Genomic DNA, 25,682 nt, shown 5'->3' with positions numbered 1-25,682 from the left:
TGTGACAGAATGCGTACCACAATGCCTATTGGCTCGTTGGCGTACTATCCGGTATGCTGGATTTCGTCCAACTCGAGGCCGATCTCGACCAGGAGGAGCGCATGATCCGGGACACGGCCCGGGAGTTCGTCGAGGAACACGTCAAACCCGACATCGGCGACCACTTCGAGGCCGGAACCTTCCCCGAGGAACTCATCCCGAAAATGGGCGAACTCGGCTTCTACGCGCCGAACCTCGAGGGGTACGGCTCGCCGAACGTCTCGGAGACCGCGTACGGACTGCTGATGCAGGAACTCGAGGCCGGCGATTCGGGGCTGCGCTCGATGGCCTCGGTCCAGGGCGCGCTCGTAATGTATCCGATCCACGCCTACGGGAGCGAGGCCCAGAAGGAGGAGTGGCTCCCGGCGATGGGACGGGGCGAGGCGATCGGCTGTTTCGGCCTCACCGAACCCGAGCACGGCTCGAACCCCTCGGCGATGGAGACTCACGCCGAGGCCGACGCGGACGGCTACGTCCTCAACGGCTCGAAGACCTGGATCACGAACTCGCCGGTCGCCGACGTCGCCGTCGTCTGGGCGCGGGATCGCTCGAGCGAGGACGACCCCGTTCGCGGGTTCTTAGTCGAGACCGATCGGGACGGCGTCTCGACGAACAAAATAACCGAAAAGCTCTCGCTACGAGCGTCGATCACGGGCGAGATCGGGCTCAACGACGTTCGGGTCCCCGAGGAGAACGTCCTGCCCGGCGTCTCCGGAATGAAGGGGCCGCTGTCGTGTCTCACGCAGGCCCGCTACGGCATCGCCTGGGGTGCGGTCGGGGCCGCGCGGGACTGCTTCGAGGAGGCCCGCGCATACGCTACCGAGCGCGAGCAGTTCGGCGGCCCGATCGGTCGCTTCCAGCTCCAGCAGGAGAAGCTCGCCGAGATGGCGACCCAGATCACGCTCGCCCAGCTGCTGGCCTACCGCCTGGCGGAGCTCAAGGAACGGGGTGAGATGCGCCCCAAGCACGTCTCGATGGCGAAACGCAACAACGTCCGAACGGCCCGCGACCAGTCGCGGGTCGCCCGCGAGATGCTCGGCGGAAACGGGATCACGACCGACTACTCGCCGATGCGACACATGGCGAACATGGAGACGGTCTACACCTACGAGGGGACCCACGACATCCACACGCTCGTCCTCGGTGAGGAACTGACGGGCTTCCAGGCGTTCACGTAGCGGTAGCGATCCCCGGCGGCTGATCCGCCCGTCGCCGAAGTGGCGTCCGCTCGAACCGAACCGCTAGATCTCGGAGACGACGTCGTGGCTCTGTGCGAGCTGCTCGGCGTCCTCGTCGAGCAGCGCCACGACGAGGTACGGCGCGTACGACTCGAAGTACTCGACCAGCGCCGTGATCCGCTCTGCGTCGATCGCCTCGAGGGAGTCGAGCAGCATGAACGGCACCGTCTCGTAGACGTCGTGGACGAGGTATCCCGCCAGCGCGAAGACCAGTCCCGTCACCTCGCGCTCGCTCTCGCTTAGGTGTTCGATCGCGTCCTCGTAGGCCGCGCCCTCCTCGGTGCTGCGGACGATCTTCAGATCGAACGAGGACCGCGAGACCTTCCGGCGACCCTCGCGGACCTCCCGCGTGGTGCGGTCGATCCAGATCCGATCGAGGTTGCTGTACCCCAGCGTCTCGAGCAGGTTCTCCATGTGCTCGTTGAACGCCTCGACGGCGTCCTCCTCGATGCGGTCGATGCGGGTTCGCAGGTCCGTCAGCTCCTCGGTCGTCCCCTCGCGGCGGCTCTCGAGACCTTCGCGCTCGTCGAGTCGGTCCTCGACGTCGGCGATCTCCGCTTCGATCTCGTCGCGCTCGCGCTCCTTGCGCTCGAGTTCGAACTCGAGCTGGTTGACCTCGCGGTGCTGTTCGAGGATGTCCTCGGAGCCGTCGCTTTCGAGGTCGTCGATCTCGCTCTCGAGGTCGTCGATCTCCTCGGTGAGCGACTCCCGCTCGTCGGTGAGGTCGTCGATCCGGTCGCGGCGGCGCTCGATCTCGTCGTCGATCGAGTCGAGTCGCCGATCCGCTCGGTCGTACTCCGTTCGGTTCTCGTTGATCTCGGTCAGCGTCGCCCGCTTCTCGTCGAGTTCGTCGTCGATCGCAGAACGATCCTCGAGTCGGTCTTGGTGGACCCCGCGAAGCTGTTCGAGCGTGCTCTCGATCTGTTCGGTGGCGACCGACGAGCCACAGGTCCAGCAGGTGACCGTCTCGGAGTCGCTGTCGGCCAGCAGCTGGTCGGTAACGGCGCCGCCGTCGTGTTCGTGGCCGTCGTCGCCGAGGAACTCCCCGGCTTCCTCGAGTAGCCGTTCGTTGAACTGTACCGTCCGCTGGAGCTGCGAGATTTCCTCGTTGAGGTCGTCCTTTTGGGCCTGCAGCGAGTCGATCTCGGCCTCCAGGCGGCCGACGTCGGTTTCCTCGCCCGTCGAGAGCTCCTCGAGCTGCGCCTCGACCTCCTCGCGTTCGTCCTCGAGGGCCTCGATACTCTCGCGTTCGGTGTCGATCCGGTCGCGGGTGCGCTCGAGGTCGGATCGGGTGCCGCGGAGTTCGTCCAGCTTCGTCTCGAGCTCGGAACGCTCCTCGCGGCGGGTCTCGACGTCGACGTTCGTCGCCTCGAGCTGTGCTTCCGCTTCCTCGAGTTCCTCCCGGAGCGACTCGATCTCGTCGCTCACCCGCGTTCGCTTCGCTTCGAGATCGGGAAGCCGATCCTCGAGGTCGTCGAGTTCGTCGAGTTCGTCGTCGATACGCTGCTTTCGCTGTTCGAGCTGCTGGATCTCAGCCTTGATCGCGTCGGTGTCGACCGGACGCATGATCAGGTCCCGGAGCTCGTCGCCCCGAGCGACGGCCCGGCGCGCTTCGTTGGACTCGAGCAAGAACGCGAACAGATCCGCAACCTCCGGATCCTCGAGGTACGGGTCACCCTCCGTGGCAACGGTTCCGTTCCGCCGGTGGAGCGTTCGGCGGTACGTCTCGTCGCCGAACTCGAGGACGGCCTCACCCTCCTTCGCGTCGGCCTTGAGACTCGCCCGGTCGCTTCCGAGTGCGGCCATGATGCCCTGGAGCAGCGACGTTCTGTTGGTCGCGTTTCGGCCCGAGAGGACGGTGATCCCCTGCTGGAACGAGACGGTCGTCTCCTCGATACCGCCGATGTTGCTTACCGAGAGCGTCGTCTGGTCTGGAGTCTCCCGATTCGATACGTTCTGGCTCGTCTTCATACAGCCCGGTAACGCGGCCGGGCAAATAGGTATTGTCCATTCAGCTTCCACCGGGACCGGATTCAACTCTCGTTAGGCCGAACAGTCGCAAGCTCGCTCCTCAAGGAGTTCGCGCACCGTATACTGCTGCTGGCACTCCTCGCAGGTCACCGTCACGGAGACGAGCACGTCGAACGTACCGATGTCGACGACGTCGTTGCGTCGCAGTTGGGCGATCGTATCGCCCGTGACCGCCTCAGTCCGGTTCTGGAGCGCACCCAGTTTCTCCTCGGCTCGCTCGAGCCGTTCCTCGTCGCTCGGGGTCGCAAGCTCGGCCTCGAGACACTTGGTGAGGTGGTTGTAGACGGTCTGGTGGGAGACGAAGTTCGATTCGACGTCGTCGACTGGGACGCCGTCACGCTCGAGTTCGTTGCGCGTCTGGACTCGAGTCCCGCTCGTCACGTCGTCGGCGCTGAGCAGCCGATAGGTGTTCTCGATCTCCCCTTCTTTGTACGAGACGCCGGCGGTCTCGAACGCCGCCTCGAGGATCCGTTGGTTGACGATCGTCGCCAGCTCTCGCGTGCTGTACTGTTCGTCGCCCGTCCCGGTCCAGTACGAGACCAGATCCTCGTCGAGTCCCGAGAGCGAGTACGTCTCGGCGACTCGGCCGAGCTTGCAACACGTCGCGTCACGGTCAGCCATTGGTACGGCGAACGGCGTACCAAGCAAAAAGGGTTCCGAGACCGCGGTGCGTTTACACAGGTATGTCCGTAATACGGACTGGAAGTCCAGTAATAAGTGCCAGATAGAGATAATACTAGTTCTCTATATCTATCGAGGCAGGTACGAACGATACAGCTACGAACCGATCTTCGGATTCGTAATAGTTCCACTAATTTAGTCCTAAATATTATACCTAATTGGAATTAATATCGTCTTTAGGTCCCAAATGGCTCGTAGTCGATTCATCACCGAGGTGTTCTATCCGGAACACCTCGTACCCGAATCCCGCTTTGGATACTTATCTGTATTCGTAGTATTTCCCCTATACATACATAAAGTGATTAGTTTCGGTGCATGTGATCGAACTGTCCCTTCCGGTTCCACGAATTTATATATCAAACCGAGGCCAACCGGGGTATGACAGATCGAACGAAACTGTCGCGACGAACCGTCCTTCGAACTGCGGGCGCACTCGGGATCGCATCGGTCGCCGGATCGGGCGCGGCCGCTGCGCGATCGGAATCGGCCTCGAGCGAGGGCGTCGACCAGTACATCGGCGTCGTCGATCGGATCGTCGACGGCCGACACGTCGTGATCCTGCTCGAGGAGGACAACCGGGTGGTCGACCAGCTCGTCGTCGACGTCGACGAGTTCGACGAGATCGACGAACGGGACGTTTTACTCGTCGTCGTCGAGGATAGAGCGCTCCGTCGCTACCAGCACCTTCCGGAAAAACCCGAGAGCACCGGTCGGCCCTGACGCTCTCGGGAACGACTTCGTCGACTCGCGACGGCCGGGTCGGAAACGACGCGATTCGGGATCGAAACGAAGCCGACCAGTGGTGTCCAGTGGCAGGTCAGCGACGACAACAGTTCGCGATCGCGCTCTCTGCCGCCCGAACGTCACGACTTCGGGCGACGGTTCGAACGGGACTGCTCACCGGGGCGGTCGTGGCCCGTTTCGTCGTCGCCGCCGAAGCCGGCGCTGATGATCCGCGTCAGCGCCGACTCGGTGGTCTCGTCGAGCTCCGTGATGTCGTCGGGATCGGCCTCGAGCACGAATCCCGTGGAGATGTTCGGCGCCGTCGGCAGGAACAGCATCACCTGGTCGTCGTCCGTCTGGTGGCCGGTTTTGAACGCCGTCATTCGGACCCCGCGCCAGATCTCGAGTTTGACCGGTCCCTGGACCGACTCGGAGCCGACCGTCACCTCGGTCGTCGTCTTCGAGGCGTTGTAGACGAGTCGCAGCCCCGGCACGCGGTTCGCGGCGCGGTCGAGCCAGGCCTCGAACAGCTCTCCAGCCGTCGTCCGCGCGAGGTGGCCGAGCAGGTACATCAACGCGGCGATGATCGAGAAGACGGTAACGACGCGCAACAGCCCCGCGACGATCTCGCGTGCTCGGTCGCCGACGCCGGGGAGAACCGGCTCGAGAGCGGCGCCGTCGAGCAGCATCGTCGGAACGAACGTCGAGACGAACGAGTAGAGCACGTAGACGAGAACCGCCGTGATTGTGATCGGAACGATGACGACGAGTCCGCGCCCGAAGTCTCGCTTCCACGTGCTCAGGTCGGTTCGTTCCACACTCACGGGTAACCGCCTCGCCCTATGAATAGGTTTAGATCGCGGTCGGCCGAGGTCAAAGCGTCCGCCGGAGTTCCGCGAGGAGGGGCGCCGGCAGATCCAGCCCCGCAAGCAGCGTCTCGCGGTGGCTTCGATCGCCGTATCCGGCTACGAACCCGTTCAGTCGCGCGACGATCGTCGAGTCGACGAACGAGTCGCCGTACAGCGTCTCGAGTTCGTCCCCGACGGTCGGTCTCGAGCGGAGCTCGTACTTCTGGTGGGACGGCTCGGCCGAGTAAAACGACGAGAGCCGCTCGATATCGGTCGCCGGCGACCGTCCGGTTCGGTCCGCGATCGCCGCCCGTTCCCGACTCGCGGTTTCGTACTGGTCGTCGTCGTGAGCGAGGACGACGCTGCGGTACTGTCGCTTCGGAGCGCTCGAGTGCCAGTCGTGGTTCGCCCAGAACGCCTCGAGAAGCTCCTCGTAGGACAGCAACTCGGGGTCGTAGACGACCCGGACGACCTCGGTGTGATCGCCCAGTGCGAAGTAGGTCGGATCGGGCTCGGTCCCGCCCGCGTAGCCGACTCGGGTTCGGGCGACGCCCTCGAGCGCGCCGAAGCGGGCGTCTGGTCCCCAGAAACAGCCCATCCCGAGCGTCGACCGCGCGGTCCCGTTCGGAAGTTCGATGGGACCGTCCTCGAGCAGTGCCGGCTCGTCGGTCGCGGACTCCGTCGGTTCCATACCGGTTCTTCGGGCCGAGCTTGATGTGACTGTCGTCGCCCGCCGGACGACTCCGTTCCGTCGGCACCTGCAGCCCCTAGTTCCTTGCCCCTCGTCGGTGGCTCTCCGGACGTTATGGGAACAGTTGACGTAGCGATCGGCGTCGACGCGGACTGCGTCGCCGGCTGGCTCGGCTCGTACGGCGGCGAGGACTCTCCGGCGGACCTCTCCCGAGGACTGTCGGCCGGAAGCGAGGGAATTCCTCGGATGCTCGCGCTGTTCGAGGAGCAAGATATCGAGACCTCCTGGTACGTCCCCGGTCACACGATCGAGACCTTTCGAGACGAGATCGAGGCGGTCGCGGCCGACGGCCACGAACTCGGCGTTCACGGCTACTCCCACGAGAATCCGACTGACCTCTCGCGGGAGCAGGAAGACGAGATCCTCGAGGTCTCGATCGAGCTCATCGAGGACGTCACCGGCTCCGAACCCGTCGGCCACCGCGCCAGCTGGTGGGAGTTCAGCGAGAACACGCCGGAACTCGTCCAGAAACACGGCTTCGACTACGACAGCAGCCTGATGGAACGGCAGTTCGAACCGGGCTGGATGCGGGAGGGCGACAGCTGGGAGAAGATCGACTACGACGAGAGCCCGGAGACCTGGATGGAGCCCTACCAGTACGGCGAAGAGACCGACGTCGTCGAGATTCCGATCAGCTGGTACCGCGACGACATCCCGCCGATGCTGTTCATCAAGCAGCCGGTCTATCACGCCGGCTACAAGGACCCCGAAATGATGTACGAGCAATACTACAAGCGACAGTTCGACTACCTCTACAACCGTCGGGGATCGGGCGTCTACACCTTCACGATCCACCCCGACCTCCACGGGCTTCCGCACATGATCCCGCTGTTCGAGGAGTTCATCCAGTACGTCAAGAGCCACGAGAACGCGCAGTTCGTCACCCTCGAGACGATCGCCGAGCGGTTCAGGGACGATCCGTCGGTGTACGAAAGCGAGAGCAACTACGTCTGATCGGCCGAATCGGAGCCGGTCTGCGGACGACGACCGTCAGCCGAGTCGTCGGCCGACGGCGTCCCCGATCTCGTTGCGGACCTGGCGAACGATCGGCATCGGATCGTCGCGGTGGAGGAAGTCGAACGACCGGTCCTCGACGCATGATTTGGCGATCTCGCCGGCCCGTCCCGCGAGCGATGGCCGTTCGACGAACGGCGACTCCTCGCGGGCGACGCTGACGAGGTGCTCGAGTTCGCCGTAGAGGTAGTGCGTGCTGACGCCGGTCTCGTAGGTGGGGTCTATCAGCTCGCTGCGACCCGTCGCCGCGAGCCAGTACCAGGCCGGGAAGTCCGCGCCGGCCTTGACCGCACAGGCGAGCGACTGCCACATCCGCGGGTTGATCTCGACGATCGAGAACTCGCCGGTTTCGGCGTCTTCGATGTACTCGATGCAGGCCAGCCCGTGCCACTCGAGTTCGTCGAGGATCGCGCGCCCGGCCTCCTCGAGTTCGGGAATGTGGACCGACTCCCGATAGACGCCGCCGCTGCCGGTGTAGGAGTCGCCCCGGAGCTGGCGGTGCTGGAAGGTGCCAAGCGCCTCACCGTGTTCGTACAGCGCGCCGAAGACGTACTCGTCGGCGCCCTCGACGTACTCCTGAACGATCGGTTCGTGGCCCATCTTCTCGATCAGCGCGTCCGTATCGGGCGTCTCGCCCGGCGCGATATGCTCGACGGATTTGGCGATCTTCGAGTCCTCGAGTTCGAACTCCTCGAGGTAGGCGTCGGTGAGCAGGTTGTAGCGGGACTTGACGATCCGGTTGTCGCTCCAGTCCTCGACCTCGGAGAGCAGTTGCGTCTCCGGAATCGCCACGCCCGCGTCGGTCGCGATCTCGGCGAGGCGCTTGCGGTCGTGGACGTTGCGAAGCATCTCCATCGGCGGGACGACGAGGTCGACGTGGCGGTCGAACGCCTCGTACTCCCGCGAGAGGATGTAGGTGTCGTGGGGACGGTGGGGGATGATCGTCCGAACGTCGGGACGGGCGGCCAGGCCGAGCAACGCGTCCCGGTAGGCCGGGAGATCGCTCGGCGGCGGCACGAGCGCGGTCTCGTCGCAGTACCGCGAGGCGGTGACGCTGAGGTTCGGATCGTCGACCGCGGCGATGGTGTACACGCCCTTCGAGCCCAGCGAACGGACCGAGGTGTAGCCGTGTGGATACCGGGATGCGGGGATGACGACCGCGTCGCGTTCGTCACTCAACGTCGATCACCCTCGATTGACGGTACCGCGAGGCGTTCGGTTTCGCTCGGTTCGGGTCGGTCGTCTCGGAATCGGTGAGGTGGGCGGTTACTGGCATGGTCAGGACGGTCAACAGCGTGTAGAGCTCTCCGACGCGGTCCTCGTCGTGGCAGTGCGTGTGGTACAGTCTGCGGATCGCGTCCGCGTTCGGACCGGGGAACGCGTCGGCGAGGTGGCCGCGCTGTTCGAGGACCTCGCCCGTGAAATCGAACGATCGGAGGAGTTCGGCGTCGTCCAGCCAGGGGCCGTCGGTCAGGTACGGTTTCGGCGGCGTCCGATTGGTCACGTGCTTGCGCCAGAACTCCAGAAAGTGCTCGCCGGCGTACTCCACCGGGAACGACCGAGAGAGCGAGACGCCGGTGCTGGCGTGTGGGATCGCCGCGAGATCGGGATCGAGCCGAGTAACGGCCTGTCCGATCAGATCCCGACGCAGCTTGTACCGAGGCGGCATCGACAGCGAGAGATCGAGCAGCCGGTTGTCGAGGAACGGCGATCGGTACGGAAGCATTCGGCGGAGATCGCTGTGGAACCGCATATCGTCGTCGTTCGAGAGCGGGTAGCAGTCGCCGTAGTAGACGACGTCCTTGAGCGATTCGTAGGTGACGCCGTGGTGGACGACCTGATCGCCATCCCGGTAAATGTTCGACTCGAGGATCGTGCGGAGATTGGTCGGCATCTCGAGGTCGTCGGCTGCGGTCTCGAGCAAGAGGTCGATATACTCGTCGACGGAGTCGACCGGCCGTTCGATCGGGACCGTCATCGAGCCCAGGGGCCCGAGCGAGACGTTCGGCGACGGCACGCCGTACTCGCCGAACAGCGAGTCGCTGTACAGTCCCGATAGCACGCCGTCGACCTGACTGGTGACCTCGGTTTCGAACCCGCTGGTGTACGGCTGACTGAACCAGCCGTTGAAGGAGTCGGCCCAGCGGTTCCGTTCGAGCGCACCGATTCGGTAGTCGGCCCCGCGCTCAAGCAGTCGGAACTCGGCGCCGGCCTCGAGGGCCACCCGCTCGGCGATGCGCGACTCGCGGTTCATCCAGTCGTTCATGTGGAACGCAGTGGCGTTGTCGAGAGCAGCGAGGACGAGCCGGGAGTCACTGCCCCCCGACAGTAACACGCCGTACTCGCAGTCGTCGTGTGTCCACTCGTCGACGACGGTCCGGAACCGGTCGGTGAACTCCTCGACGAACCACTCGAAGGACTCGTCACGTGGTCGGTACTGGGGTCGCCAGTACTGGTCGGCCCGAACCGATCCGTTCTCGAGTTCGATCGACGTGATCGCTCCGGGCTCGAGCTTTTCGACCCCCTCGAGCGGTGTCTTGACGCCAAACGTGCGCCGGAACGCGAGATACTCGTGGAGATATGCCGGATGGAACGCGGTGTCGACGTCGGGGTGGAACGGGATCAGTTGGACGTTCGTCGAGAAGACGATCCTGTCGTCGTCGGTTCGCGTCCAGTAGACCGGAACCGTCCCGAACCGATCCGTACAGAGAGTAAAGTGGCGGTTCTCACGATCGTAGAGCAACAGCGTGTAGTTCCCGTTGAGTCCCTCGAGGAACTCGAGTCCCGTTCGTTCGTACAGAGACAGACAGTACTGTGCGGGGTCGATGTCGGCAGGTCGGGGCTCGTAGCCACCGGATCGACCCACGCCGCCGGCTTCGTAGCCGTAGACGTCACCGAGCAGCCAACAGCGAACGGACTCGTTTCCGGCACCCGCAGACTGACCCGACGAGTGACACTCGTTGGGGTCGGTCGCGATTGCAACGTGGTCGGTCGTGTACTGAATCGCCGGCTCGGACGGAAGCCACTCGTCGAACGCTCCGTCCGACAGCGCCCCATCAGCACAGACCACACCGTTCGTACACCTCACGAAATGTCACCTCAGCTCCGGATCGGCGACACCGGTTCGGCCGATCGGTAGCAGTCGGTGCTTACGGACTGGCAACATCACAGTCAGGAGAAATCTATTCTGGCTGTTTATTATAGCGTCGGTAAAGATCACTCGGTGGGAATCGGGATGGCCGAAGATCGATGACGCCCACAGTCGCGGACGGATTCGGTCCCAAACCGATCCTCGAAAAGCGCTTAATTGACTGTTAACCGGCCTGACTGGAACGTGGACGTGTCACGGCGAATCGACTCGAGCCACTGCAACGATGGACGAAACGAATTGAAGAAGAGGCTATATCGTACCGGCACGACCACCAACAGTTCCTTACGGGCGGGCCACTCGACCGACCGACGGTCACCGCCTCGAGACGCTGTCCGTAGAACGGAGTGACTCGGACAGTGCTCGGGCTGTCCGTCCGAGCGGACACCGGTCGGAAGTTCGGGGTCGTGTCTTCACAACAGTTTGGTAGGGCCACTCCCGAACTCGGTCGCTACAAAACGATGGACACGGTCAAACCGTAGTCGACTCGAACTCATTTCGCTCCCGTTCACGAATCAGCGGCCAGCACGACAGCGTCTCAACTCTCGAAGCAGCACGTGCTCATCGTTTACAGACCAGTTCAGAGCGAGAAGTGGGCCAACTCGGATTTGAACCACGTGAAGAGGGTCCTGCTCGCCTCGCTACGCTCGGCTGTGCGGGCATGCGACTTCTCTACTCCAAGTCCGAGTTACGTCACGAATTTCCGGCTCACGGTGTTGTTCGCCGAAAAAGCAGTGGGCCAACTCGGATTTGAACCGAGAGCCTCCACCTTATCAGAGTGGCGCTCAACCTAATTGAGCTATTGGCCCGCGTCCGCATCAGTCAGTTGTGCGCTGGGATGGTTAAGTGTTTCTTTCTGGAAGAGGCGTGAGAATCGCTACCGGGCGTAGGGGTCGTCAGGATCCTCGTCGCTCGAGTCGGTACGTTCGTCGCCGAACTCGACCGTGTACGACTCCTCGCTGTCGACGCTGTAGTCGTCCTCGCTGAGGTCGTAGGTGTTGCCGCCGTCGGACCACTGGGCCTGTCCCTCGTTTCCGTTGGGGCTGCCCTCCGGGAAGCCAAACGTCCAGACGTTCCCGCTTGCGAAGCCGCCAGTTTTCTTGTCCGCGTACGGGACGATCACGTAACGTTTGAGCGCGGTTCGGATCGGAATTCGAGTAAGCGGGACGACAAGCAGGAATCCGATCAGATCCGTGACCAGCCCCGGGGTAAGCAGGAACGCGCCGGAGGCGATCAGGAACCCACCGTCGAGGAGTTCGTCGGTCGGCGGCTTCCCCTCGGCGAGCGAGCGTTGCATCTTTCGGATCGTTCGTCGCCCCTCGGCCCGGACGAGTAACATGCCGACGAGACCGGTCAGAACGACCAGCAGTACCATCGGCACCCAGCCGATGTAGGCGGTCGCGACGAACCCGAGGAGTATCGCATCGAGAAACGGGATCAGCAGTAGTGCGAGGATCCACCGGAGCATGCCTCAACGTAGCCGGCGACGGGTGAAAACCCTTTACACTCCCTCCCGGCGGTTCGGAGAGAGCCGAACGAAGCGCTTACCCTGCCGACGGCCCGACGACCGGTATGAACGATTCGACGCGCGTCGAGTGGCGCGAGTGGGGTCAGGACGCCTTCGACGAGGCCGAGACCGCCGACGTCCCGATCCTGTGTGCCCTCACCGCGACGTGGTGCGATCACTGTCACGAGATGGATGCCGAGACCTACGCGGAACCCCGCATCGCGGCGCACATCAACGACGGGTTCGTTCCGGTTCGAGTCGACGTCGACTCACACCCTCGCGTGCGCGATCGGTACAACATGGGCGGGTTTCCGTCGACGGTCTTTCTGGCTCCCGACGGCACCGTACTGACCGGCGCCGGCTACCTCGGACCGGACGGGATGCGCCAGGTGCTCGACAGCGTCCGGACGATGTGGGAGGCGAAGGGGGCCGGCGCGGGTCGCGTTCCCCGACCGCTTCGAGAAGACGCGCCGCCGGCCGGCGAGCTCTCGAGCGACATCGAGGCGTCGATGCTCGGCCAGCTCACCGAATCCTACGACGAGGTCGCCGGCGGCTGGGGGACCGAGCCGAAGTTTCCCCTACCGGACGCCCTCGAGTTCGCGCTCAAGCGCGACCGCGAGATGGCGCTGCGTTCGTTCGACGCCGTCGGCGCGAACCTGTTAGACGAGTACGAGGGCGGGTTCTACCGGTTCGCAGCCGAGCGCGACTGGGCAGGGCTGCAACACGAGAAGCTGCTCGACTCCAACGGCGCGCTCGTGCGCGCGTTCGCGAACGCCTACCTCCACACGGGGAAAGACGAGTACCGCGAACCCGCCGAACGAACCGTCGAGTTCCTGACGACGACCCTGTGGAACGGCGACGCCGAGGCGTTCGCGAACAGCCAGGCACCCGGTGACCCCGAGAGCCACGGCCTCGAGCCAACCGAACGCGAGGCGGCGGCGGACCCACCGGTCGACGAACGGGTCTTCGCCGGGCCGAACGCGTTAGCGATCGAGGGACTGTGTACCTACTACGCCTACACCGACGACGAACGGGCGCGGCGGTACGCCGAGCGTGCGCTTTCGACGCTTCGGAGCGAGCTCCTCGAGGACGGCGTCGCCAGGCATCGACTCGAGTCCGACGCCGAAGCCGGATCCGGCGAGGGAGCGACGTGTCTGCTCTCGAACCAGGCTCGAGCGCTCGCCGCACTGACGACCGCGGCGAGCACCCTCGACACCGACGCGGTCGCCGAGGCCGAGGCGGTGGCGGACGCGACGGTCGAGCGACTCCGCGACGGCGACTCGTTCCTCGATAGCGAGGGCGACGGCGTCGGCCTCTGCGATCGGCCGCTGCGACCGCTGGATACGAACGTCGCCCTCGCCGACGGGTTAGTCGAACTCGCGGAGCTCACCGACGAGGATCGGTACCGGGGGGTCGCCAGAGAGACTCTCGAGGAGTTCGCCGGCGCCAGCGACCGCTTCGGCGTCCAGATCGCTCGGTACGCAACGGTTGCTTCGCGGCTCCTCGAGGGACCGCTGGTGATCCGGGTCGGCGGCGAGCCCGGTTCCGATCTCCACCGCGCGGCGCTGCGACTCGCGGACCACGAGAAGGTCGTCGTGCCCGACGATGGCGGTCTGGAGGTCGGGACCGGATGCGTCGAGCTCGGCGAGAACGTTTCGGCGGTCGCCGAAACTCCGGAACAGTTGAGCGAGAGAGTGCAGGAGGTTCTCGACCAGCACACGTAGTGAGCCCCCGGAGATCGAATCGAGGGCAAACCACCACAGCGTTTTTGTTTCTCGGGTGAGCGTCTACGGTATGGCCAGTCTCAGGGATCTCGGGCTCTCCGAGTACGAAGCTCGTGCGTACCGAGCACTGCTGAACACCGGCCCCACAACGGCCAAGGAGTTGTCGCGAGCGAGCGACGTGCCGATGGGGCGGATCTACGACGTACTAAATAGCATCGAGCAGTACAACCTCGTCCGCAGTCAGACCGCGAGCCGGCCGAAGAAGTACGTCGCGGTCGAGCCCTCGACCGCGCTGGATCGCCTGCTCGAGGACAAGAAGCGCGAGCTCGACGAGAAGGCCGACCAGTACGAGTCGATCGTCGACGACCTCGCCGACGAGCTCGACGCGGCCGACCCCGTCGAGGAGCAGTTCTGGACCGCCGCCGTCGGTCCCGAGGAGACGATCGACCTCCTGCTCGAGCGCCTCGCCGCCGCCGACGACCACATCGTGATGGTCGCCGCGGATCCGGTACCCGAACGGGATATGCAGGCCGTCAGCGAGGACGTCCTGGCCCAGCTCGAGGACGCCCTGGATCGGGGGGTGTCGGTCGATATCCTGATGACCCGAAAGATGGTCGACTCGCTCTCGGCGAACGTCGGCGAGCGCTACCGGACGACGTTACAGAGCCGCGACGACTTTCACGTCCGGACGAACGACGACGTCACGGGATCGTTCAACATCATCGACGGCGTCGAGATCTGTATCCAGGTTCCGAATCCGCTGTCGTCGGGCGACGCGTTCGGCATGATCGACCTGAAGGATCCGGAGTTCGCCGCGAACGTCCACGGGGAGTTCGCGCCGCGGTGGGAGGAAGCGGAGCCGCTCGTCTTCTAGTCGTCGACTTCCGATCGGAGCTGGTCCATCTCGACGACGCGCTCGGCGTGGGCGTTGTGCTGGTGGATCGACTCGTCGTTGGACTGTTTCATCGTCACCACGGCGTCGTCCGGGAGCTGGTCGAACTCGTCGACGACGCCCTCGGCCATCGAGCGCACGCAGTCCTCGACGAACTTCGCGTCGGCGTGGGCCGCGTAGGTCATGTGGTCCTCGTCGGGTCGCTTCGCCAGGTTGTAGATCCGGGCGCTCATCGAGTCTCGCGCGATATCGATAACGTCGTTGAGGTCGACGTCGGGATCGCCGGCGGCTTCGACGGTCAGCGTTGCGTGGCCGCGCTGGGAGTGGCCGGGCTGTGGCACCTGCTCTAGGAACTCCGTGATCGTCTCTCCCTCGACGCCCAGATCCTCGAGCGTCTGTTTCGCGCGCGCGGCGGACATTCCCTGCGAGCAGGGACAGACGGTCATGCCGACGACTTTCGCGCCGATCTCCTCGCGGGTGCCGTCCTCGGTCGCCGTCGCCGACGCGATGATGTCGACGGTGTGTTGGGTCTCGCGGTCGCTGGCGGGGGTCTGCTCGCGGCGCATGAACTCGGCCTCCATCGAGACCTCCGCGCGGGAGGTGTAGTCGTGTTTTCCGAGCAGGCGTTCGGCGACCTCGCCACAGACCTCCTCGACGCGGTAGGCCTCGTCGCGGGTCGCGTCCTCGAGGATCTCGTCGATGACCTCCATGTTGCGGCTCATGTCCGCGCCCTTGCGCCACGACGGGAGGTCGACGAAGACCTCGAACTCGGCCGTGAGCACGATCGGGCGCTTGTCTTCGCGGGCGATCTTGACGAGTTTCTCGACGCCGGTGACGCCGACCTGGCTCAGGCCGACGGTGACGTCGGGCGAGGACGCCTGAACGTCCGGGAGCTGCTGACTCATTGCCCGTATTCAGGGTAGCGTGCGATTCAACCTTTCGGAAGCGGGGACGTTATCCGATCGCACGGCGTTCCGACTGCGAGCGTCGCCGTTCGTCGGAATTCGATCGTGTCGCCGGGGCGGCTACACCGACCGTTCTTTAAGTGCCTCTGGTCACAAGGTGGAGATACGACGGGAAGTCGTCGTTCTCCGAGGACTCCAAATTCGTAGAGCCTCGCGTCCGCCGTCCAGCCGTTTCGAGGGGATGCTCGAGCGCTCGTCCTTTAAGTAGCTCTGATCATAAGGTGGAGCTATGACGGGAAGTCGTCGATTCTACGGTCTTCAACTCTACTGCAGCCGCGCGTCTCAAGCGGGCTCGAGAGCGGCGGACGGGAAGAGCGACATACGATAGCGATGGTATCGGTCCCCCGCCACGTACGCGAGACGGTAGATCGACACCTGGACGAGATCGAACGCGTCCGGGGGGTGTCGGTCGTTCTGGCGGTCGCCCGCGGAAGCCACGCCTGGGGTGCGGCGGGACCCGACAGCGATTACGACGTCGGCTTCGTCTACGCGCCGACGGACCTCAGACGGTACGCCCACCTCGGCGGCGTCGAGGCGGTGTGCCTCGAGGAGCGCGAGGACCTCGAGTATCAGGGCTGGGACGTCCGCAAGTTCGCCGCGCTGCTTGCCGACTCGAACGACGGCGCGATCGACCTCCTCAGGAGCCCGATCCGGTACCGAACGCGCTACGATCCCGACCCGCTTGCGGACTACGTCGAGCGGACGTACAACCCGATCGATCTCTATCACGCCTGGCGCGGGATCGCAACGAACAACTACCGGAAGTACCTCTCGGAGCACCTGGTTCGGAACGACGACGAGACGTTTCCGATCCTCGAGCACCGCGAAGACGAGTACCTCGTCGAGACCGACGAGGGGACGACGATCGTCGACGCGGACGACGAGCGATTCGCCGAGACGGGGACGCGGCCGACGGTCAAACGGAACCTGACCGTGACCCGCGCCGCGATGAGCGCGCGCTACCTGAAAGCGACCGGCGAGCGCGGCGACCACGAACTCCCGGCACTCGAGTTCGAGACCTTTCTCGAGACGCAGGCGCCCACAGTGTTCGACGTCGAACGGATCGACCGCGCTCGGAATCTCCTCGAGCGAAAGCGCGTTGGCGAGGGCGGCGTCCGGATCGGCGACGCGGTCGGTCGCGCGTTCGCCCACCCTCCGAAGCGCATCGACCCGGCGGTGCACGCTCGAGACGGCCCCGATCGGGTACGACTGAACGACGCCATCGACGAGCTGATCGCGGCGAGTCGGTAATGTGGGTCGCTCGTTCTTTAAGTGGCTCTGGTCACAAGGTAGAGCTATGACGGGATGGCGCCGCTTCTCGCGTTCTCGATTTCGATAGCCGTGGGTCTCCGATCAGACCAGTGCGCGTCGCTCGCTCTTTAAGTGTCTCTGGCAACAAGGTAGAGATACGACGGGAGGTCGTCGCTTCTCACGTTCTCACTTCGGTAGCCATACGCATTCGACGGGACCCGGAGGTACCGCTCGCCCTTTAAGTCTCTCTGGTCACAAGGTGGAGCTACGACGGGAGATCGCCGCTTTTCGTGTTCCCAACCTCGGCAGCTACGGATATCCGATAGGAACTCGGTGCACACCGCTCGTTCTTTAAGTGCTTCTGGACACAAGATAGAGCTACGAAGGGCTTTTCGCAGACGGGTTCCCGACTCGGCGAGCGGAGGCTCTCGGGTTCGGTGAAACGAGCAAGTCTTTTTCCGTCTCCCGGTCTGAGCGACACACGATGTACGACGGTGTTGACTCCGGGCCAGCCCTCCAGCGGGAATCCGCCCCCGACGGCCTCGAGGAGGACCGTCGCCTCGAGACGCGTCCCGGTTCCGGGGCGCTCTCCCGGGCGGACGTCCAGCGCGACTCGACCGTCCGCCAGTGGGGCGTCGTCACTCCGAGCGCGACCGTCATCGGGCGTGCGGATTCGCCCGAGGCGGATCTCCCCGAGAGCGTTCGACGGCTCCACGACGAACAGCACGGCGCGACGCCGGGGTACAGCGAGCGCGCCCACAGGCTCGACCGACTGCGAACGACCCAGGCGCTGTGTAACGCCCTCGATCTCACGCCCTGGCAGCGGGATCTCGCGCTGGGCGTGATGGACGAGATCGACCTCACCGAGTTCGGCAGCCAGCGGGCGATCCCCAAGGTCGCTCTCGTGGTGATCCGCCACGTCGTCGACGTCGATCGACGGGCGTACTTCGGGCTCGACGAGGTCGACGTCTCCGCGCTCTCTCCCGATCGGATGGACGAGCTGTTCGGCCAGTACCGGGCCCACGACATCACCGACGAGGAGACGTTCAAGCGTCTCGCCGCCGACCACGGGCTCGATACGACGAGTCTGAACCGCCTCCGACGCGTGCTGAAGGCCCAGCTCGAGGACGAGCTACCCGCCTACGGGCGCAACCCCTACCGGGATCCGAACCTGCCGAGCCTCGAGGATCGAGCCGACGAGGAATCGGTGGACACGACCGAAAGCGAGACGACCGACGATCCGACCGACACCGAGTAGGTTCAGTCCGTGTCCTCTGCCCGGGGCCGTCGTCTTTTCCGTCGCGGACCCCTACCGCGACTATGTCCGATACGGAGTCCGTCGATCAGCTCACGATCTACGCCGACTACGTCTGTCCGTTCTGTTACCTCGGTAAGCAGTCCCTCGAGCGGTACCGCGAGCAGCGAGAACCGCCGCTCGAGGTCGAGTGGCACCCGTTCGACCTGCGGCGAGACAAGCGACGCGAGGACGGCTCGATCGACCACTCGGTCGACGACGGAAAGGACGACGAGTACTTCGAGCAGGCCCGGGAGAACGTCCGTCGACTCCAGGCGGAGTACGACGTCGAGATGAGCCAGACGCTCGCGATCGAGGTCGACTCGCTGCCGGCACAGCAGGCCTCGTGGTACGTCTTTCAGCACTACTCCGACGGGTGGGCCGCGTTCGACGCGGCGATCTACGAGGCGCTCTGGCAGGCCGAACGGGACATCGGCGATCCCGACGTGTTGGTCTCGATCGCGGCGGATACCGGCCTCCCCGCCGACGAGATCCGCGACGCGATCGACGACGACGGGCTCCGAGCGGAGCTCGAGGAACGGTTCACCGACGCACACGAGCGGGGGATCACCGGCGTTCCGACGTTCGTTCACGACGGATACGCCGCCCGCGGTGCGGTCCCGCCGGCGCAACTCGAGCGTCTGCTCGAAGGCGAGTGATCACTCGAGCTTCTCGAGGGCTTCGAAGAAGTCGGCCTGAGGTCCGGCGAGCGTAACTGGCTCGTCCGCGACCGAGACGTCGACGGTCGCCGGTGGCTCGAGTTCGCGTCGGTTCCGCCCGTCGCTGATCGCGTAGGCGGTTTCGGCCTCCGAGACGGCGAGCGTGATCTCCGCACCGCGGTCGACGACCAGCGGGGGCATCGCGTCGCTCGCGGCCATCTGCGTAACCACTAGGGTATCGCCGTCGGGATGGACGAGCGGTCCGCCCTCCCCGAGGTTGTACGCCGTTGATCCCGTCGGCGTCGCGACGAGGACGCCGTCGGCGTGGCTCTCCGCGTACCGGTCCCCGTCGACCCGGATCTCGATCGTTGCGCCGCCGCCGTGACCCCGTCGCGGTCCGTGGACGACGACCTCGTTGAGCGCCGGCTCGAGGGTCCACCCCTCGCCGTCGGCCCGGAGCCGATCGAGCTCTCGACCGTCGATCGCACCCGTCCGCCGGAGTGTTTCGACGGCGTCGGCGACGGCGGCGACGGCCTCGTCGGGAGAAACGGCGTTGAGAAACCCCACCTCGCCGAGGTTAACTCCGAGGATCGGCGTCCCGCCGACCTCGCGGGCGACGAACAGCAGCGTCCCGTCGCCGCCGATGCTCACGACGAGGTCCCGGTCGGCCATCGATCCGACCGGGACGCCGTCCTCACCGACCGCGGCGCTCGTCGCGTCGTCGACGACGGTGGAAACACCGTCCTCGAGGGTATCGACGAGCCTCGCGGCGAGAGTCTGTGCCCGCTTGTTGTCCCGCTGGGCGACGATTCCGACGGCGACGTTCATCGTCACCGCATAGCTGCCCGCGAATAAAAAGGCCACCCGTCTCGCGCCGGCTCGCAAGCCCGTGAGCGGAACGCTGTCACAGCCCACAGTTTCTTTGAGGATCGGTCGCTAGCTACGAATATGGCCGAACGGACGACCAACGACGAGGTGATGAGCCGGAGCGAACTCGCAAGCTACCTTTCGGAGCTCTCCCAGCGGTTCGACGACGGGGGAGACGGCGTCGACGTCCCGGTCGGGAACAAGACCGTCTCCCTCGGTCGCTCCGACGACGTTTCCGTCTCGGTCGACGTCGTCGAGCGCTCCTCCAGGCTCCGCGGGAACCGCGAAACGGTGACGGTGACGATGAGCTGGAAGCCCGATTCGTAGCGATCCCGGGACGACCGCGTAGCCGTTCCAGTCGAACGGTCCGCCAGGGCCGTCAGCGTGTCGACGTAGGTGCTCGATACGGCAACGGGTAGATTGATAGGTCAGCTCTCACAACTGAGTGGAAATGCGTCGTTCGCACGTGGTTGCAGTCGCCCTCGTCGTCGTCGCGGTGCTGTTTATCGGCGGCCCGTCGCTGCTTTTTGCCGACTCGGTTGACGAACAGGTGACCGAGGATACCCAGGAGACGCCGGAGCTCGTCTCCCTCGAGGACTCCGAGAGCGAGTTCTGGCGGTTCCTGAGTCCCGAGGCGGAATTCCACGAACGGAGCCCGATCAACGTCATCGTCCGCGGTGAAAGCGAGGACGTCCTACGGGCGATGAGTGAGCAGGGCGACGGCGACTGGGGGGAGATCGAAGAGGTCGAGGAGGAGGTCGAAGAGGATGCCGAGGACGGACCCGGGAACGGGACGGTCCTCGAGAACAACACCGTCCTCGAGAACACGACGGTTCTCGAGGAACACCACCGCCACGCGACGGGCATCGCGTGGGGCGAGGCCGACGGGACCACCCGCTACGCCTGGGTCGACCCCGGCGAGGGCGAGGACGGCTACTGGGCCACCGAGTCGCTCCAGCTCGAGGAAGGGGAGTACTACGGCCAGCGCTACCACATCCGGCTCTACGAGAGTCCGAACCCCGACGACGAGTGGATCGCCATGCAAGCCCACACCGAGCACTTCGACTGGTTCACGCTTCGCCACCGGGTCGACGGCGTCGAGGCCGCCCAGACGAAAGTCGAACAGGACTTCATGAACCTGCCCGGCGTCGACGCCGAGACGGACGTCCGCCGGATCCACATCGACAACGCCGGTCCCTCCGACGCCGACGGCTGGACGACCGTCGTCGACCTGACGTCGATGGTCGTTCTCCCCGCCGGCGTCGGTCTCGCGGCGGGCCGTCGCTACCGGCGCTCGGCCGCGGAGAGCGTCGGGAAGGAGCGAACGCATCCCGCCGAGGAAGGCGCCCCCGAGCGCGGGCTCACCGACGTTGATCGACGACGACTCGCAGCCGCCTACGACCGCCTCGAGGCGGGCCACCTCGTGCTCGTCTTTGCGATCCTCGCGCTGTTCCTCGGGGTTCGGATGGGCGGGCTCCTGCTCGAGCGACGGGCGAGCTTCCTCACGCCACACATGATCGCGGCGCTGCTGTACCCGGTGATCGCGGTCGGGGTCCCCGTCGCGACGTACCTGATCGCACGCGGGCTCACCAGCCGGCTCGACGCCGCGATCGCCGCCGCCGGCTCGCTGTCGCTCGCGATCTGGCTCGACTACGGACTGCTCGGCGTCGACGTCATCCGGCTCGACGTCGTGCTCCAGCGGAGCCTCGTCGTCATCGCGCTCGGGCTGATCGCCGCCGGCGCGGCGAAACGCGCGACTCGAGAGCGCCGGTTCAACGACCTGCTACTCGCCGGTGTCGCGATGTGGGTACTGGTGCTGGTCGGAACGCTGTTCGGTTACCTCTGAAGGGGCAAGCCGGCGAACTCTTTCAACTCGGGCGCTCGAGGGCGCACCTGCGCGCAGTCCGCATACGGGAGTCGCCGCCGTACCCGTGGTATGGCGATCTGTCCACACTGCGGCGACGAACTGGAACTCGAGGTCGAGCCGGACACGGTGACGGTCCACGAGGGCGAAGCGAGTCGGACGATCGAGCCCGACGTGTTCACGTGTTACTCGTGTGATGCGGTACTGTTCGCGACGGTGAGCCGGGAACTCGCCGGTAACTGACTCGAGGCGGGGCCGAGTCTCCGGCTGCGCTCTACGCTGTGGTCATCGGCTGCTGCTCGAACTCCTCGAGAACCTTACTGCCCGCGGAGTGAGCGCGAAGTCGTGACGGAGCTGTAGCTCCGTGTCGATTGGCTACTGTCCCGAATTTTCGCGGTTCGACGAAGGATGCGCGGTCCGGGATTTGAACCCGGGCTAGCTGCGTGGGAGGCAGCTGTCCTACCGCTGGACCAACCGCGCTCTACATTGGGATTTCCGGTCTACGAAGTTAAACGCACCGTCTCTTCGAGGACGGTGTTCCGTACGGGTGGGCTCGCTTTCCAACGTCGCCTTCTCCCTCGAGCCCGCGGCCGAAAACTGACCGATCGTCCACATTGTGCCGTTTGGGGGAGCCTATTAGGGCAGTCCCGCCGTACTACCGGTCGATGCTCGAGCTTCACTTTTCGGACGCGGAGCTAGATCGACGACGCGACCACATCACGAACTTCGTTCGCGAACAGATCGACGCGGCGGGCGCCGAAGGGGCGGTTCTCGGGCTTTCTGGCGGCATCGACAGCACCCTCGTCGCACACCTCGCAGTCGACGCGCTCGGCGCCGAGAACGTCCACGGGCTCGTCCTCCCGGCGCGGGTCAGCGGCGACGACAACATGAGCGACGCCGAGCGCGTCGCCCGGGAGCTTGGGATGAGCTACGACGTGATCGAGATCGAACCGATCGTCGACTCGCTGCTCGGCGCCTACCCCGAAGCCGAGGGCGATCGGATGGCGGTCGGCAACGCTCGAGCACGGGTCAGGGGGGTTCTCAACTATCTCGTCGCGAACCACGAGAGCCGGCTCGTGCTCGGGACGGGGAACCGAAGCGAGGGCGCCGTCGGCTACTTCACCAAGTACGGTGACGGCGCCGTCGACTGCCATCCGATCGGAAACCTCTACAAGGCGCAGGTCCGCCAGCTCGCCCGCCACGTCGGCGTGCCGGAGGACCTCGCGGCCAAGCCCGCCACCGCCGAACTCTGGGAGGACCAGACCGACGAGGACGAGATGGGGATGGACTACGAGACGCTCGACTCGATCCTGGTTACCCACATCGACGGGCCGCTGTCGGCCGACGTGGCCGCTCGAGAGCTCGGCGTCGAGGTCGAAACCGTCGAAAAGGTTCGGCGGATGTACGAGCAGAGCATGCACAAGCGTCGAGTGCCGCCGTCGCCCGATCCCCTCGAGTAGTCAGGACGAACGCCACTCCTCCTCTACGAGTCCGTACCAGTGGACGTCACAGTATTCGCCGTCGACGAACGCGGCGTCGCGGTGGACCCCCTCCTCGGTGAAGCCGACGGACTCGAGGAGCCGCTTCGAGCCGTCGTTGAACGCGAAGGCGCGGGCCGACAGGCGGTGAAGGCCCAGCTGGTCGAACCCGTGCTCGAGCACCAGCTCCGCGGCTTCGGTTCCGTACCCTCGCCTGTGGTGGTCCGGGGCGATCCAGTAGCCGATCTCGCCGCTGCCGGCTCGCCAGTCGATCGCGTCGAGTCCGATCGTTCCGACCGGGGTCGAGTCGACCGCGATCAGGAGGTGGATCGCGTCGTCCGAACAGACGGCCTCCTCGAAGAACTCCCGCTCCTGTTCGGCGTTGAGCGGCATCGAGTTGCCGATCGGCCGCCAGATCGCGGGGTCGTTGACCTGCGTCTGGAGGAACTCGAGGTCCTCCTCCTCGATCGTTCGCAGCGCGACGCGCTCGCCGGTCAGGAAGGCGGGTCCGGGCATCTACCGGTAGCCACCACGCCGGGCGGAAAAAGCGGTTCGGCCGTCCGAAGGTCACTCGAGCAGTCCCTCGAGCGACCCGGCGTGTGCGTCTACGAGGTCGCCGAACGCCTCGGCCTCCCGTCGCTCCTGAGTCTCTCGGTCGGCATCGTCGCGGATTCGGCGCTTCAGGACGGCGAGTGCGCCCGTCTCGTTCGCGGCGAGCTCCTCGGCAACCGTCCGCGGCTCGGCCTCGATCCTCGAGAGCAGCCCCATCCGCAGCGCCTCCTCGGCGCCGACGGCCCGACCCGTGCAAGCGAACTCGAGGGCGTCGCCCTCGCCGACGATCCGCGGGAGCCGGACCGTCCCGCCCCAGGCGCCGAACAGGCCGAACGTGGCGCCGGGCTCGCCGTAGGTCGAGTCGGGCGTCCCGACCCGCACGTCGCAGGCGAGCGCGAGCTCGAGCCCCCCGCCGCGTGCGGGACCGTCGATCTCGGCGACGACGATCGCGTCGCTGTCTTCGATACGTCGGGCGACCCGCTGGCCCAGCCGGGCGAACGCCTCGGCCCCGTCCCGGTCGAGTTCGGCGACGACCGAGAGATCGGCGCCGGCACAGAACGCGGGGCCGGCGCCACGAAGCGCGATGATGGGGTCGTCGGAGCCGGCGATGGCGCGCTCGAGCGCCTCGAGTCCCGCCTCGGTCAGCGCGTTCCGTCGCTCCGGCCTGTCGATCGTGACGGTCCGGATCGATCCCTCGCTGTCGACGTCGATCATGGAACGAGTCTACTCGGCGTTTCCAAAGGTCTTTGCCTGCTCCCTCGTAACGGCCCTATGATGGAACAGGCGGACAGCTGTCGGCGTGTGGCCATCGAGGCCGTCACGGACGTCGAACCACCGGCGCTCTACGAGCTTATCGAATCCACGCTCGAGAGCGCGTCGATGCTTCCCGGCGCGCTCACCCTCGAGAGCGCCGGAGCCGTCGCACCGAGTGAAACGGCCGCCCGAAACGGGGACGAGCCGGACGACGGGATCATCACCCACGCCGCCGGCGTGCAGCTCATCTACGAGGGACTTCGACTCACGCGATCGCTGGCCCACGAGGAGCCCTGGGCCGACGACGACGGCACGACCGACGTCGACGGCGATCTGGAGATCCTCGCAGCCGACATCCTCGTCGCCCGCGGCTTCTACCTGCTGGCCCGGACCGACGCCGCGGACAAGGCGGTTCGTACCGTCCAGGCGTTCGGCCGCGAACAGACCCACCGCCTCGACGAGCGCGACGACGGACACGCGGCGACGACCCGCGATGCGACCCTCGAGCGGGACGTCCTCGAGCTGGCCGTTCTGGCCGGCGCCGCGGCCGTCGACGAGAACCCGTCGCCGTCGCTGCTCGAGCGCGCCGACGAGATCGCCGCAGCCGCGGGGACGTCGTTTCCCCCCGCCGAACGGTCGACGGTCGGCTCCGAGAGCCGCGTCTCCGAGCGCTCCCTCGAGGAGTCGACGACCGACCGGGCGACGTCCGTGACCGACAGCTGACCGCGCCACGGCCACCCACGCCCGGTGGCGAATCGAAACCCCTAAAGTGAGCTCGACGCAACCAACGAGTGCGCCTGGGTAGCTTAGCGGTAAAGCGCGTCCTTGGTAAGGACGAGACCCCGGATTCAAATTCCGGCCTAGGCTCTCGCCGATTCTCGCGTCGTCTAGTTCTCTCGAGTGACGACTCCCTGCGGGAGCTGTCTGCTACGTCCTCTACGATCCCCGCACTCGAGCCGTCGGTCCGCTCCCGCTCGAGCGGTAGCTCCCGCGGGCCGGGTTTCGAAAGGGATAAATTCGCCACGGGCGAACCACGAATTACGCGCCTGGGTAGCTTAGCGGTAAAGCGCGTCCTTGGTAAGGACGAGAGCCCGGGTTCAAATCCCGGCCTAGGCTTTTCACAGATAACCGCGAGAGGAGTCGCTGATCGTCTGCATTGGCGGCCTCGACCCTCTGAACCGCTCGAAAACGACGAAAACTGTCGGCGGGAATCGACGAGTAGGGCGAGGAGGGAACACGATGACACAGATGCCTGTCCTCGAGCGCCAGACGTCCTGATGGAACGGTGGCCCTTGCCACATCACGGCCCTGAACGGACGTCGTCCTCGGCGGTGTTCAGATAAGGTTGAAGAAGTGAGGCGTGGCGTTTTCAAAGTGTTCTATGCCCGAAAACGCACGCCTCA

General features: G+C 65.4%; 24 protein-coding genes and 4 tRNA genes. 15 read left to right on the top strand and 13 right to left on the bottom strand.

Translation table 11 applies throughout. The annotated features are described in order from the left end of the window. The first annotated feature begins 53 nt into the window (after positions 1-53). Positions 54-1,217, top strand: a complete 1,164-nt coding sequence (locus ACFEMD_RS11130; RefSeq protein ID WP_394741077.1) for an acyl-CoA dehydrogenase family protein — start codon at positions 54-56, stop codon at positions 1,215-1,217. 63 nt (positions 1,218-1,280) lie between these two features. Here the strand turns inward: ACFEMD_RS11130 and ACFEMD_RS11125 are convergent, their stop codons facing one another. Together ACFEMD_RS11125 and rdfA are read right to left on the bottom strand one after the other, a co-directional pair. Further along, a complete protein-coding gene (locus ACFEMD_RS11125) occupies positions 1,281-3,248 on the bottom strand; it encodes an archaea-specific SMC-related protein (RefSeq protein ID WP_394741076.1) in 1,968 nt (655 codons plus the stop codon). A gap of 72 nt (positions 3,249-3,320) precedes the next feature. After that, on the bottom strand, positions 3,321-3,929 hold the full coding sequence (rdfA, locus tag ACFEMD_RS11120; RefSeq protein WP_394741075.1) for a rod-determining factor RdfA: 609 nt from the start codon (positions 3,927-3,929) through the stop codon (positions 3,321-3,323). 438 nt (positions 3,930-4,367) lie between these two features. Here rdfA and ACFEMD_RS11115 point away from each other — a divergent pair, with 438 nt between their 5' ends. Next, a complete protein-coding gene (locus tag ACFEMD_RS11115) occupies positions 4,368-4,709 on the top strand; it encodes a hypothetical protein (RefSeq protein ID WP_394741074.1) in 342 nt (113 codons plus the stop codon). Between the two features lie 143 nt (positions 4,710-4,852). Here the strand turns inward: ACFEMD_RS11115 and ACFEMD_RS11110 are convergent, their stop codons facing one another. Both ACFEMD_RS11110 and ACFEMD_RS11105 read right to left on the bottom strand, forming a co-directional pair. Next, positions 4,853-5,530, bottom strand: coding sequence for a DUF502 domain-containing protein (locus ACFEMD_RS11110; protein ID WP_394741073.1), 678 nt, complete (start codon positions 5,528-5,530; stop codon positions 4,853-4,855). Positions 5,531-5,585: 55 nt separating this feature from the next. Next, positions 5,586-6,251, bottom strand: a complete 666-nt coding sequence (locus ACFEMD_RS11105) for a peptide-methionine (S)-S-oxide reductase (protein ID WP_394741072.1) — start codon at positions 6,249-6,251, stop codon at positions 5,586-5,588. Positions 6,252-6,365: 114 nt separating this feature from the next. Between ACFEMD_RS11105 and ACFEMD_RS11100 the strand changes: the two genes are divergently transcribed. After that, positions 6,366-7,265: a polysaccharide deacetylase family protein gene (locus tag ACFEMD_RS11100; protein ID WP_394741071.1), complete on the top strand. Its 900-nt coding sequence runs from the start codon at positions 6,366-6,368 to the stop codon at positions 7,263-7,265. Positions 7,266-7,301: 36 nt separating this feature from the next. Here ACFEMD_RS11100 and ACFEMD_RS11095 read toward each other — a convergent pair whose 3' ends face one another. From ACFEMD_RS11095 to ACFEMD_RS11080, 4 genes are all read right to left on the bottom strand, one after another. Next, positions 7,302-8,504: a carboxylate--amine ligase gene (locus ACFEMD_RS11095; RefSeq protein WP_394741070.1), complete on the bottom strand. Its 1,203-nt coding sequence runs from the start codon at positions 8,502-8,504 to the stop codon at positions 7,302-7,304. Further along, positions 8,497-10,413, bottom strand: a complete 1,917-nt coding sequence (locus tag ACFEMD_RS11090; RefSeq protein WP_394741069.1) for an asparagine synthase-related protein — start codon at positions 10,411-10,413, stop codon at positions 8,497-8,499. Before ACFEMD_RS11090 ends, ACFEMD_RS11095 begins: the two co-directional genes overlap by 8 nt. Positions 10,414-11,208: 795 nt before the next feature. Then, positions 11,209-11,282 (bottom strand) — tRNA-Ile (locus ACFEMD_RS11085). A gap of 68 nt (positions 11,283-11,350) precedes the next feature. Further along, positions 11,351-11,941, bottom strand: coding sequence for an FxsA family protein (locus ACFEMD_RS11080; protein WP_394741068.1), 591 nt, complete (start codon positions 11,939-11,941; stop codon positions 11,351-11,353). Between the two features lie 104 nt (positions 11,942-12,045). Between ACFEMD_RS11080 and ACFEMD_RS11075 the strand changes: the two genes are divergently transcribed. Both ACFEMD_RS11075 and ACFEMD_RS11070 read left to right on the top strand, forming a co-directional pair. Further along, complete coding sequence (locus ACFEMD_RS11075; RefSeq protein ID WP_394741067.1) at positions 12,046-13,704, top strand: DUF255 domain-containing protein; 1,659 nt, start codon at positions 12,046-12,048, stop codon at positions 13,702-13,704. Positions 13,705-13,774: 70 nt separating this feature from the next. Beyond that, positions 13,775-14,578 (top strand): TrmB family transcriptional regulator, encoded by an 804-nt coding sequence (locus tag ACFEMD_RS11070; protein ID WP_394741066.1) that lies wholly within the window; start codon positions 13,775-13,777, stop codon positions 14,576-14,578. Here ACFEMD_RS11070 and mptA read toward each other — a convergent pair. Continuing rightward, positions 14,575-15,501, bottom strand: coding sequence for a GTP cyclohydrolase MptA (gene mptA / locus ACFEMD_RS11065; protein ID WP_394741065.1), 927 nt, complete (start codon positions 15,499-15,501; stop codon positions 14,575-14,577). The two genes, ACFEMD_RS11070 and mptA, sit on opposite strands and share 4 nt — an antisense overlap. A gap of 390 nt (positions 15,502-15,891) precedes the next feature. On the opposite strand from mptA, the gene ACFEMD_RS11060 reads away from it, so the two are divergent. The 3 genes from ACFEMD_RS11060 to ACFEMD_RS11050 all read left to right on the top strand — a co-directional run bounded on the left by ACFEMD_RS11060 (position 15,892) and on the right by ACFEMD_RS11050 (position 18,765). Continuing rightward, positions 15,892-16,812 (top strand): nucleotidyltransferase domain-containing protein, encoded by a 921-nt coding sequence (locus ACFEMD_RS11060; protein ID WP_394741064.1) that lies wholly within the window; start codon positions 15,892-15,894, stop codon positions 16,810-16,812. Positions 16,813-17,296: 484 nt separating this feature from the next. Next, positions 17,297-18,070 (top strand): DNA-directed RNA polymerase subunit epsilon, encoded by a 774-nt coding sequence (locus ACFEMD_RS11055; RefSeq protein WP_394741063.1) that lies wholly within the window; start codon positions 17,297-17,299, stop codon positions 18,068-18,070. 62 nt (positions 18,071-18,132) lie between these two features. Beyond that, positions 18,133-18,765, top strand: a complete 633-nt coding sequence (locus ACFEMD_RS11050) for a DsbA family oxidoreductase (protein ID WP_394741062.1) — start codon at positions 18,133-18,135, stop codon at positions 18,763-18,765. On the opposite strand, the gene ACFEMD_RS11045 is transcribed toward ACFEMD_RS11050, so the two are convergent. Continuing rightward, positions 18,766-19,593 (bottom strand): NAD(+)/NADH kinase, encoded by an 828-nt coding sequence (locus tag ACFEMD_RS11045; RefSeq protein WP_394741061.1) that lies wholly within the window; start codon positions 19,591-19,593, stop codon positions 18,766-18,768. A gap of 120 nt (positions 19,594-19,713) precedes the next feature. On the opposite strand from ACFEMD_RS11045, the gene ACFEMD_RS11040 reads away from it, so the two are divergent. The 3 genes from ACFEMD_RS11040 (at position 19,714) to ACFEMD_RS11030 (ending at position 21,739) form a co-directional block, all read left to right on the top strand. Further along, positions 19,714-19,959 (top strand): amphi-Trp domain-containing protein, encoded by a 246-nt coding sequence (locus ACFEMD_RS11040; RefSeq protein ID WP_394741060.1) that lies wholly within the window; start codon positions 19,714-19,716, stop codon positions 19,957-19,959. A 124-nt stretch (positions 19,960-20,083) separates the two neighbouring features. Further along, entirely contained in the window at positions 20,084-21,478 is a 1,395-nt protein-coding gene (locus ACFEMD_RS11035) for a hypothetical protein (RefSeq protein ID WP_394741059.1), read from the top strand. A 90-nt stretch (positions 21,479-21,568) separates the two neighbouring features. Beyond that, complete coding sequence (locus ACFEMD_RS11030; protein WP_394741058.1) at positions 21,569-21,739, top strand: hypothetical protein; 171 nt, start codon at positions 21,569-21,571, stop codon at positions 21,737-21,739. Between the two features lie 166 nt (positions 21,740-21,905). Here the strand turns inward: ACFEMD_RS11030 and ACFEMD_RS11025 are convergent. Next, positions 21,906-21,976: transfer RNA gene (locus tag ACFEMD_RS11025), tRNA-Gly, on the bottom strand. Positions 21,977-22,161: 185 nt separating this feature from the next. Between ACFEMD_RS11025 and ACFEMD_RS11020 the strand changes: the two genes are divergently transcribed. Further along, a complete protein-coding gene (locus ACFEMD_RS11020) occupies positions 22,162-22,956 on the top strand; it encodes an NAD+ synthase (RefSeq protein WP_394741057.1) in 795 nt (264 codons plus the stop codon). On the opposite strand, the gene ACFEMD_RS11015 is transcribed toward ACFEMD_RS11020, so the two are convergent. Together ACFEMD_RS11015 and ACFEMD_RS11010 are read right to left on the bottom strand one after the other, a co-directional pair. Beyond that, positions 22,957-23,490 carry a GNAT family N-acetyltransferase gene (locus ACFEMD_RS11015; protein WP_394741056.1) on the bottom strand — a complete coding sequence of 178 codons (534 nt, stop codon included), beginning with the start codon at positions 23,488-23,490 and terminating at the stop codon, positions 22,957-22,959. It lies immediately after the preceding gene. Positions 23,491-23,541: 51 nt separating this feature from the next. Beyond that, a complete protein-coding gene (locus ACFEMD_RS11010; protein WP_394741055.1) occupies positions 23,542-24,240 on the bottom strand; it encodes an enoyl-CoA hydratase/isomerase family protein in 699 nt (232 codons plus the stop codon). A gap of 60 nt (positions 24,241-24,300) precedes the next feature. Here ACFEMD_RS11010 and ACFEMD_RS11005 point away from each other — a divergent pair, with 60 nt between their 5' ends. The 3 genes from ACFEMD_RS11005 to ACFEMD_RS10995 all read left to right on the top strand — a co-directional run bounded on the left by ACFEMD_RS11005 (position 24,301) and on the right by ACFEMD_RS10995 (position 25,395). Next, a complete protein-coding gene (locus ACFEMD_RS11005) occupies positions 24,301-25,002 on the top strand; it encodes a DUF7114 family protein (protein ID WP_394741054.1) in 702 nt (233 codons plus the stop codon). Between the two features lie 72 nt (positions 25,003-25,074). Continuing rightward, positions 25,075-25,146 (top strand) — tRNA-Thr (locus ACFEMD_RS11000). A gap of 177 nt (positions 25,147-25,323) precedes the next feature. Further along, a tRNA-Thr gene (locus ACFEMD_RS10995) sits at positions 25,324-25,395 on the top strand. Positions 25,396-25,682: the final 287 nt, after the last annotated feature.

This window comes from Natronococcus roseus, from assembly GCF_043677095.1.
Lineage (GTDB): Archaea > Halobacteriota > Halobacteria > Halobacteriales > Natrialbaceae > Natronococcus > Natronococcus roseus.
Note: the sequence above shows the minus strand (reverse complement) of the source record. Positions and strands in the feature narration are given on the sequence as shown.

What these genes read in the sequence shown, in the direction of transcription:
- ACFEMD_RS11130 (WP_394741077.1), top strand. Translation starts at nt 54, where the DNA reads ATGCTGGATTTCGTCCAACTCGAGGCCGATCTCGACCAGGAGGAGCGC.
- ACFEMD_RS11125 (WP_394741076.1), bottom strand. Translation starts at nt 3,248, where the DNA reads ATGAAGACGAGCCAGAACGTATCGAATCGGGAGACTCCAGACCAGACG.
- rdfA (WP_394741075.1), bottom strand. Translation starts at nt 3,929, where the DNA reads ATGGCTGACCGTGACGCGACGTGTTGCAAGCTCGGCCGAGTCGCCGAG.
- ACFEMD_RS11115 (WP_394741074.1), top strand. Translation starts at nt 4,368, where the DNA reads ATGACAGATCGAACGAAACTGTCGCGACGAACCGTCCTTCGAACTGCG.
- ACFEMD_RS11105 (WP_394741072.1), bottom strand. Translation starts at nt 6,251, where the DNA reads ATGGAACCGACGGAGTCCGCGACCGACGAGCCGGCACTGCTCGAGGAC.
- ACFEMD_RS11100 (WP_394741071.1), top strand. Translation starts at nt 6,366, where the DNA reads ATGGGAACAGTTGACGTAGCGATCGGCGTCGACGCGGACTGCGTCGCC.
- ACFEMD_RS11080 (WP_394741068.1), bottom strand. Translation starts at nt 11,941, where the DNA reads ATGCTCCGGTGGATCCTCGCACTACTGCTGATCCCGTTTCTCGATGCG.
- ACFEMD_RS11075 (WP_394741067.1), top strand. Translation starts at nt 12,046, where the DNA reads ATGAACGATTCGACGCGCGTCGAGTGGCGCGAGTGGGGTCAGGACGCC.
- ACFEMD_RS11070 (WP_394741066.1), top strand. Translation starts at nt 13,775, where the DNA reads ATGGCCAGTCTCAGGGATCTCGGGCTCTCCGAGTACGAAGCTCGTGCG.
- mptA (WP_394741065.1), bottom strand. Translation starts at nt 15,501, where the DNA reads ATGAGTCAGCAGCTCCCGGACGTTCAGGCGTCCTCGCCCGACGTCACC.
- ACFEMD_RS11060 (WP_394741064.1), top strand. Translation starts at nt 15,892, where the DNA reads ATGGTATCGGTCCCCCGCCACGTACGCGAGACGGTAGATCGACACCTG.
- ACFEMD_RS11055 (WP_394741063.1), top strand. Translation starts at nt 17,297, where the DNA reads ATGTACGACGGTGTTGACTCCGGGCCAGCCCTCCAGCGGGAATCCGCC.
- ACFEMD_RS11050 (WP_394741062.1), top strand. Translation starts at nt 18,133, where the DNA reads ATGTCCGATACGGAGTCCGTCGATCAGCTCACGATCTACGCCGACTAC.
- ACFEMD_RS11045 (WP_394741061.1), bottom strand. Translation starts at nt 19,593, where the DNA reads ATGAACGTCGCCGTCGGAATCGTCGCCCAGCGGGACAACAAGCGGGCA.
- ACFEMD_RS11040 (WP_394741060.1), top strand. Translation starts at nt 19,714, where the DNA reads ATGGCCGAACGGACGACCAACGACGAGGTGATGAGCCGGAGCGAACTC.
- ACFEMD_RS11035 (WP_394741059.1), top strand. Translation starts at nt 20,084, where the DNA reads ATGCGTCGTTCGCACGTGGTTGCAGTCGCCCTCGTCGTCGTCGCGGTG.
- ACFEMD_RS11030 (WP_394741058.1), top strand. Translation starts at nt 21,569, where the DNA reads ATGGCGATCTGTCCACACTGCGGCGACGAACTGGAACTCGAGGTCGAG.
- ACFEMD_RS11020 (WP_394741057.1), top strand. Translation starts at nt 22,162, where the DNA reads ATGCTCGAGCTTCACTTTTCGGACGCGGAGCTAGATCGACGACGCGAC.
- ACFEMD_RS11015 (WP_394741056.1), bottom strand. Translation starts at nt 23,490, where the DNA reads ATGCCCGGACCCGCCTTCCTGACCGGCGAGCGCGTCGCGCTGCGAACG.
- ACFEMD_RS11010 (WP_394741055.1), bottom strand. Translation starts at nt 24,240, where the DNA reads ATGATCGACGTCGACAGCGAGGGATCGATCCGGACCGTCACGATCGAC.
- ACFEMD_RS11005 (WP_394741054.1), top strand. Translation starts at nt 24,301, where the DNA reads ATGGAACAGGCGGACAGCTGTCGGCGTGTGGCCATCGAGGCCGTCACG.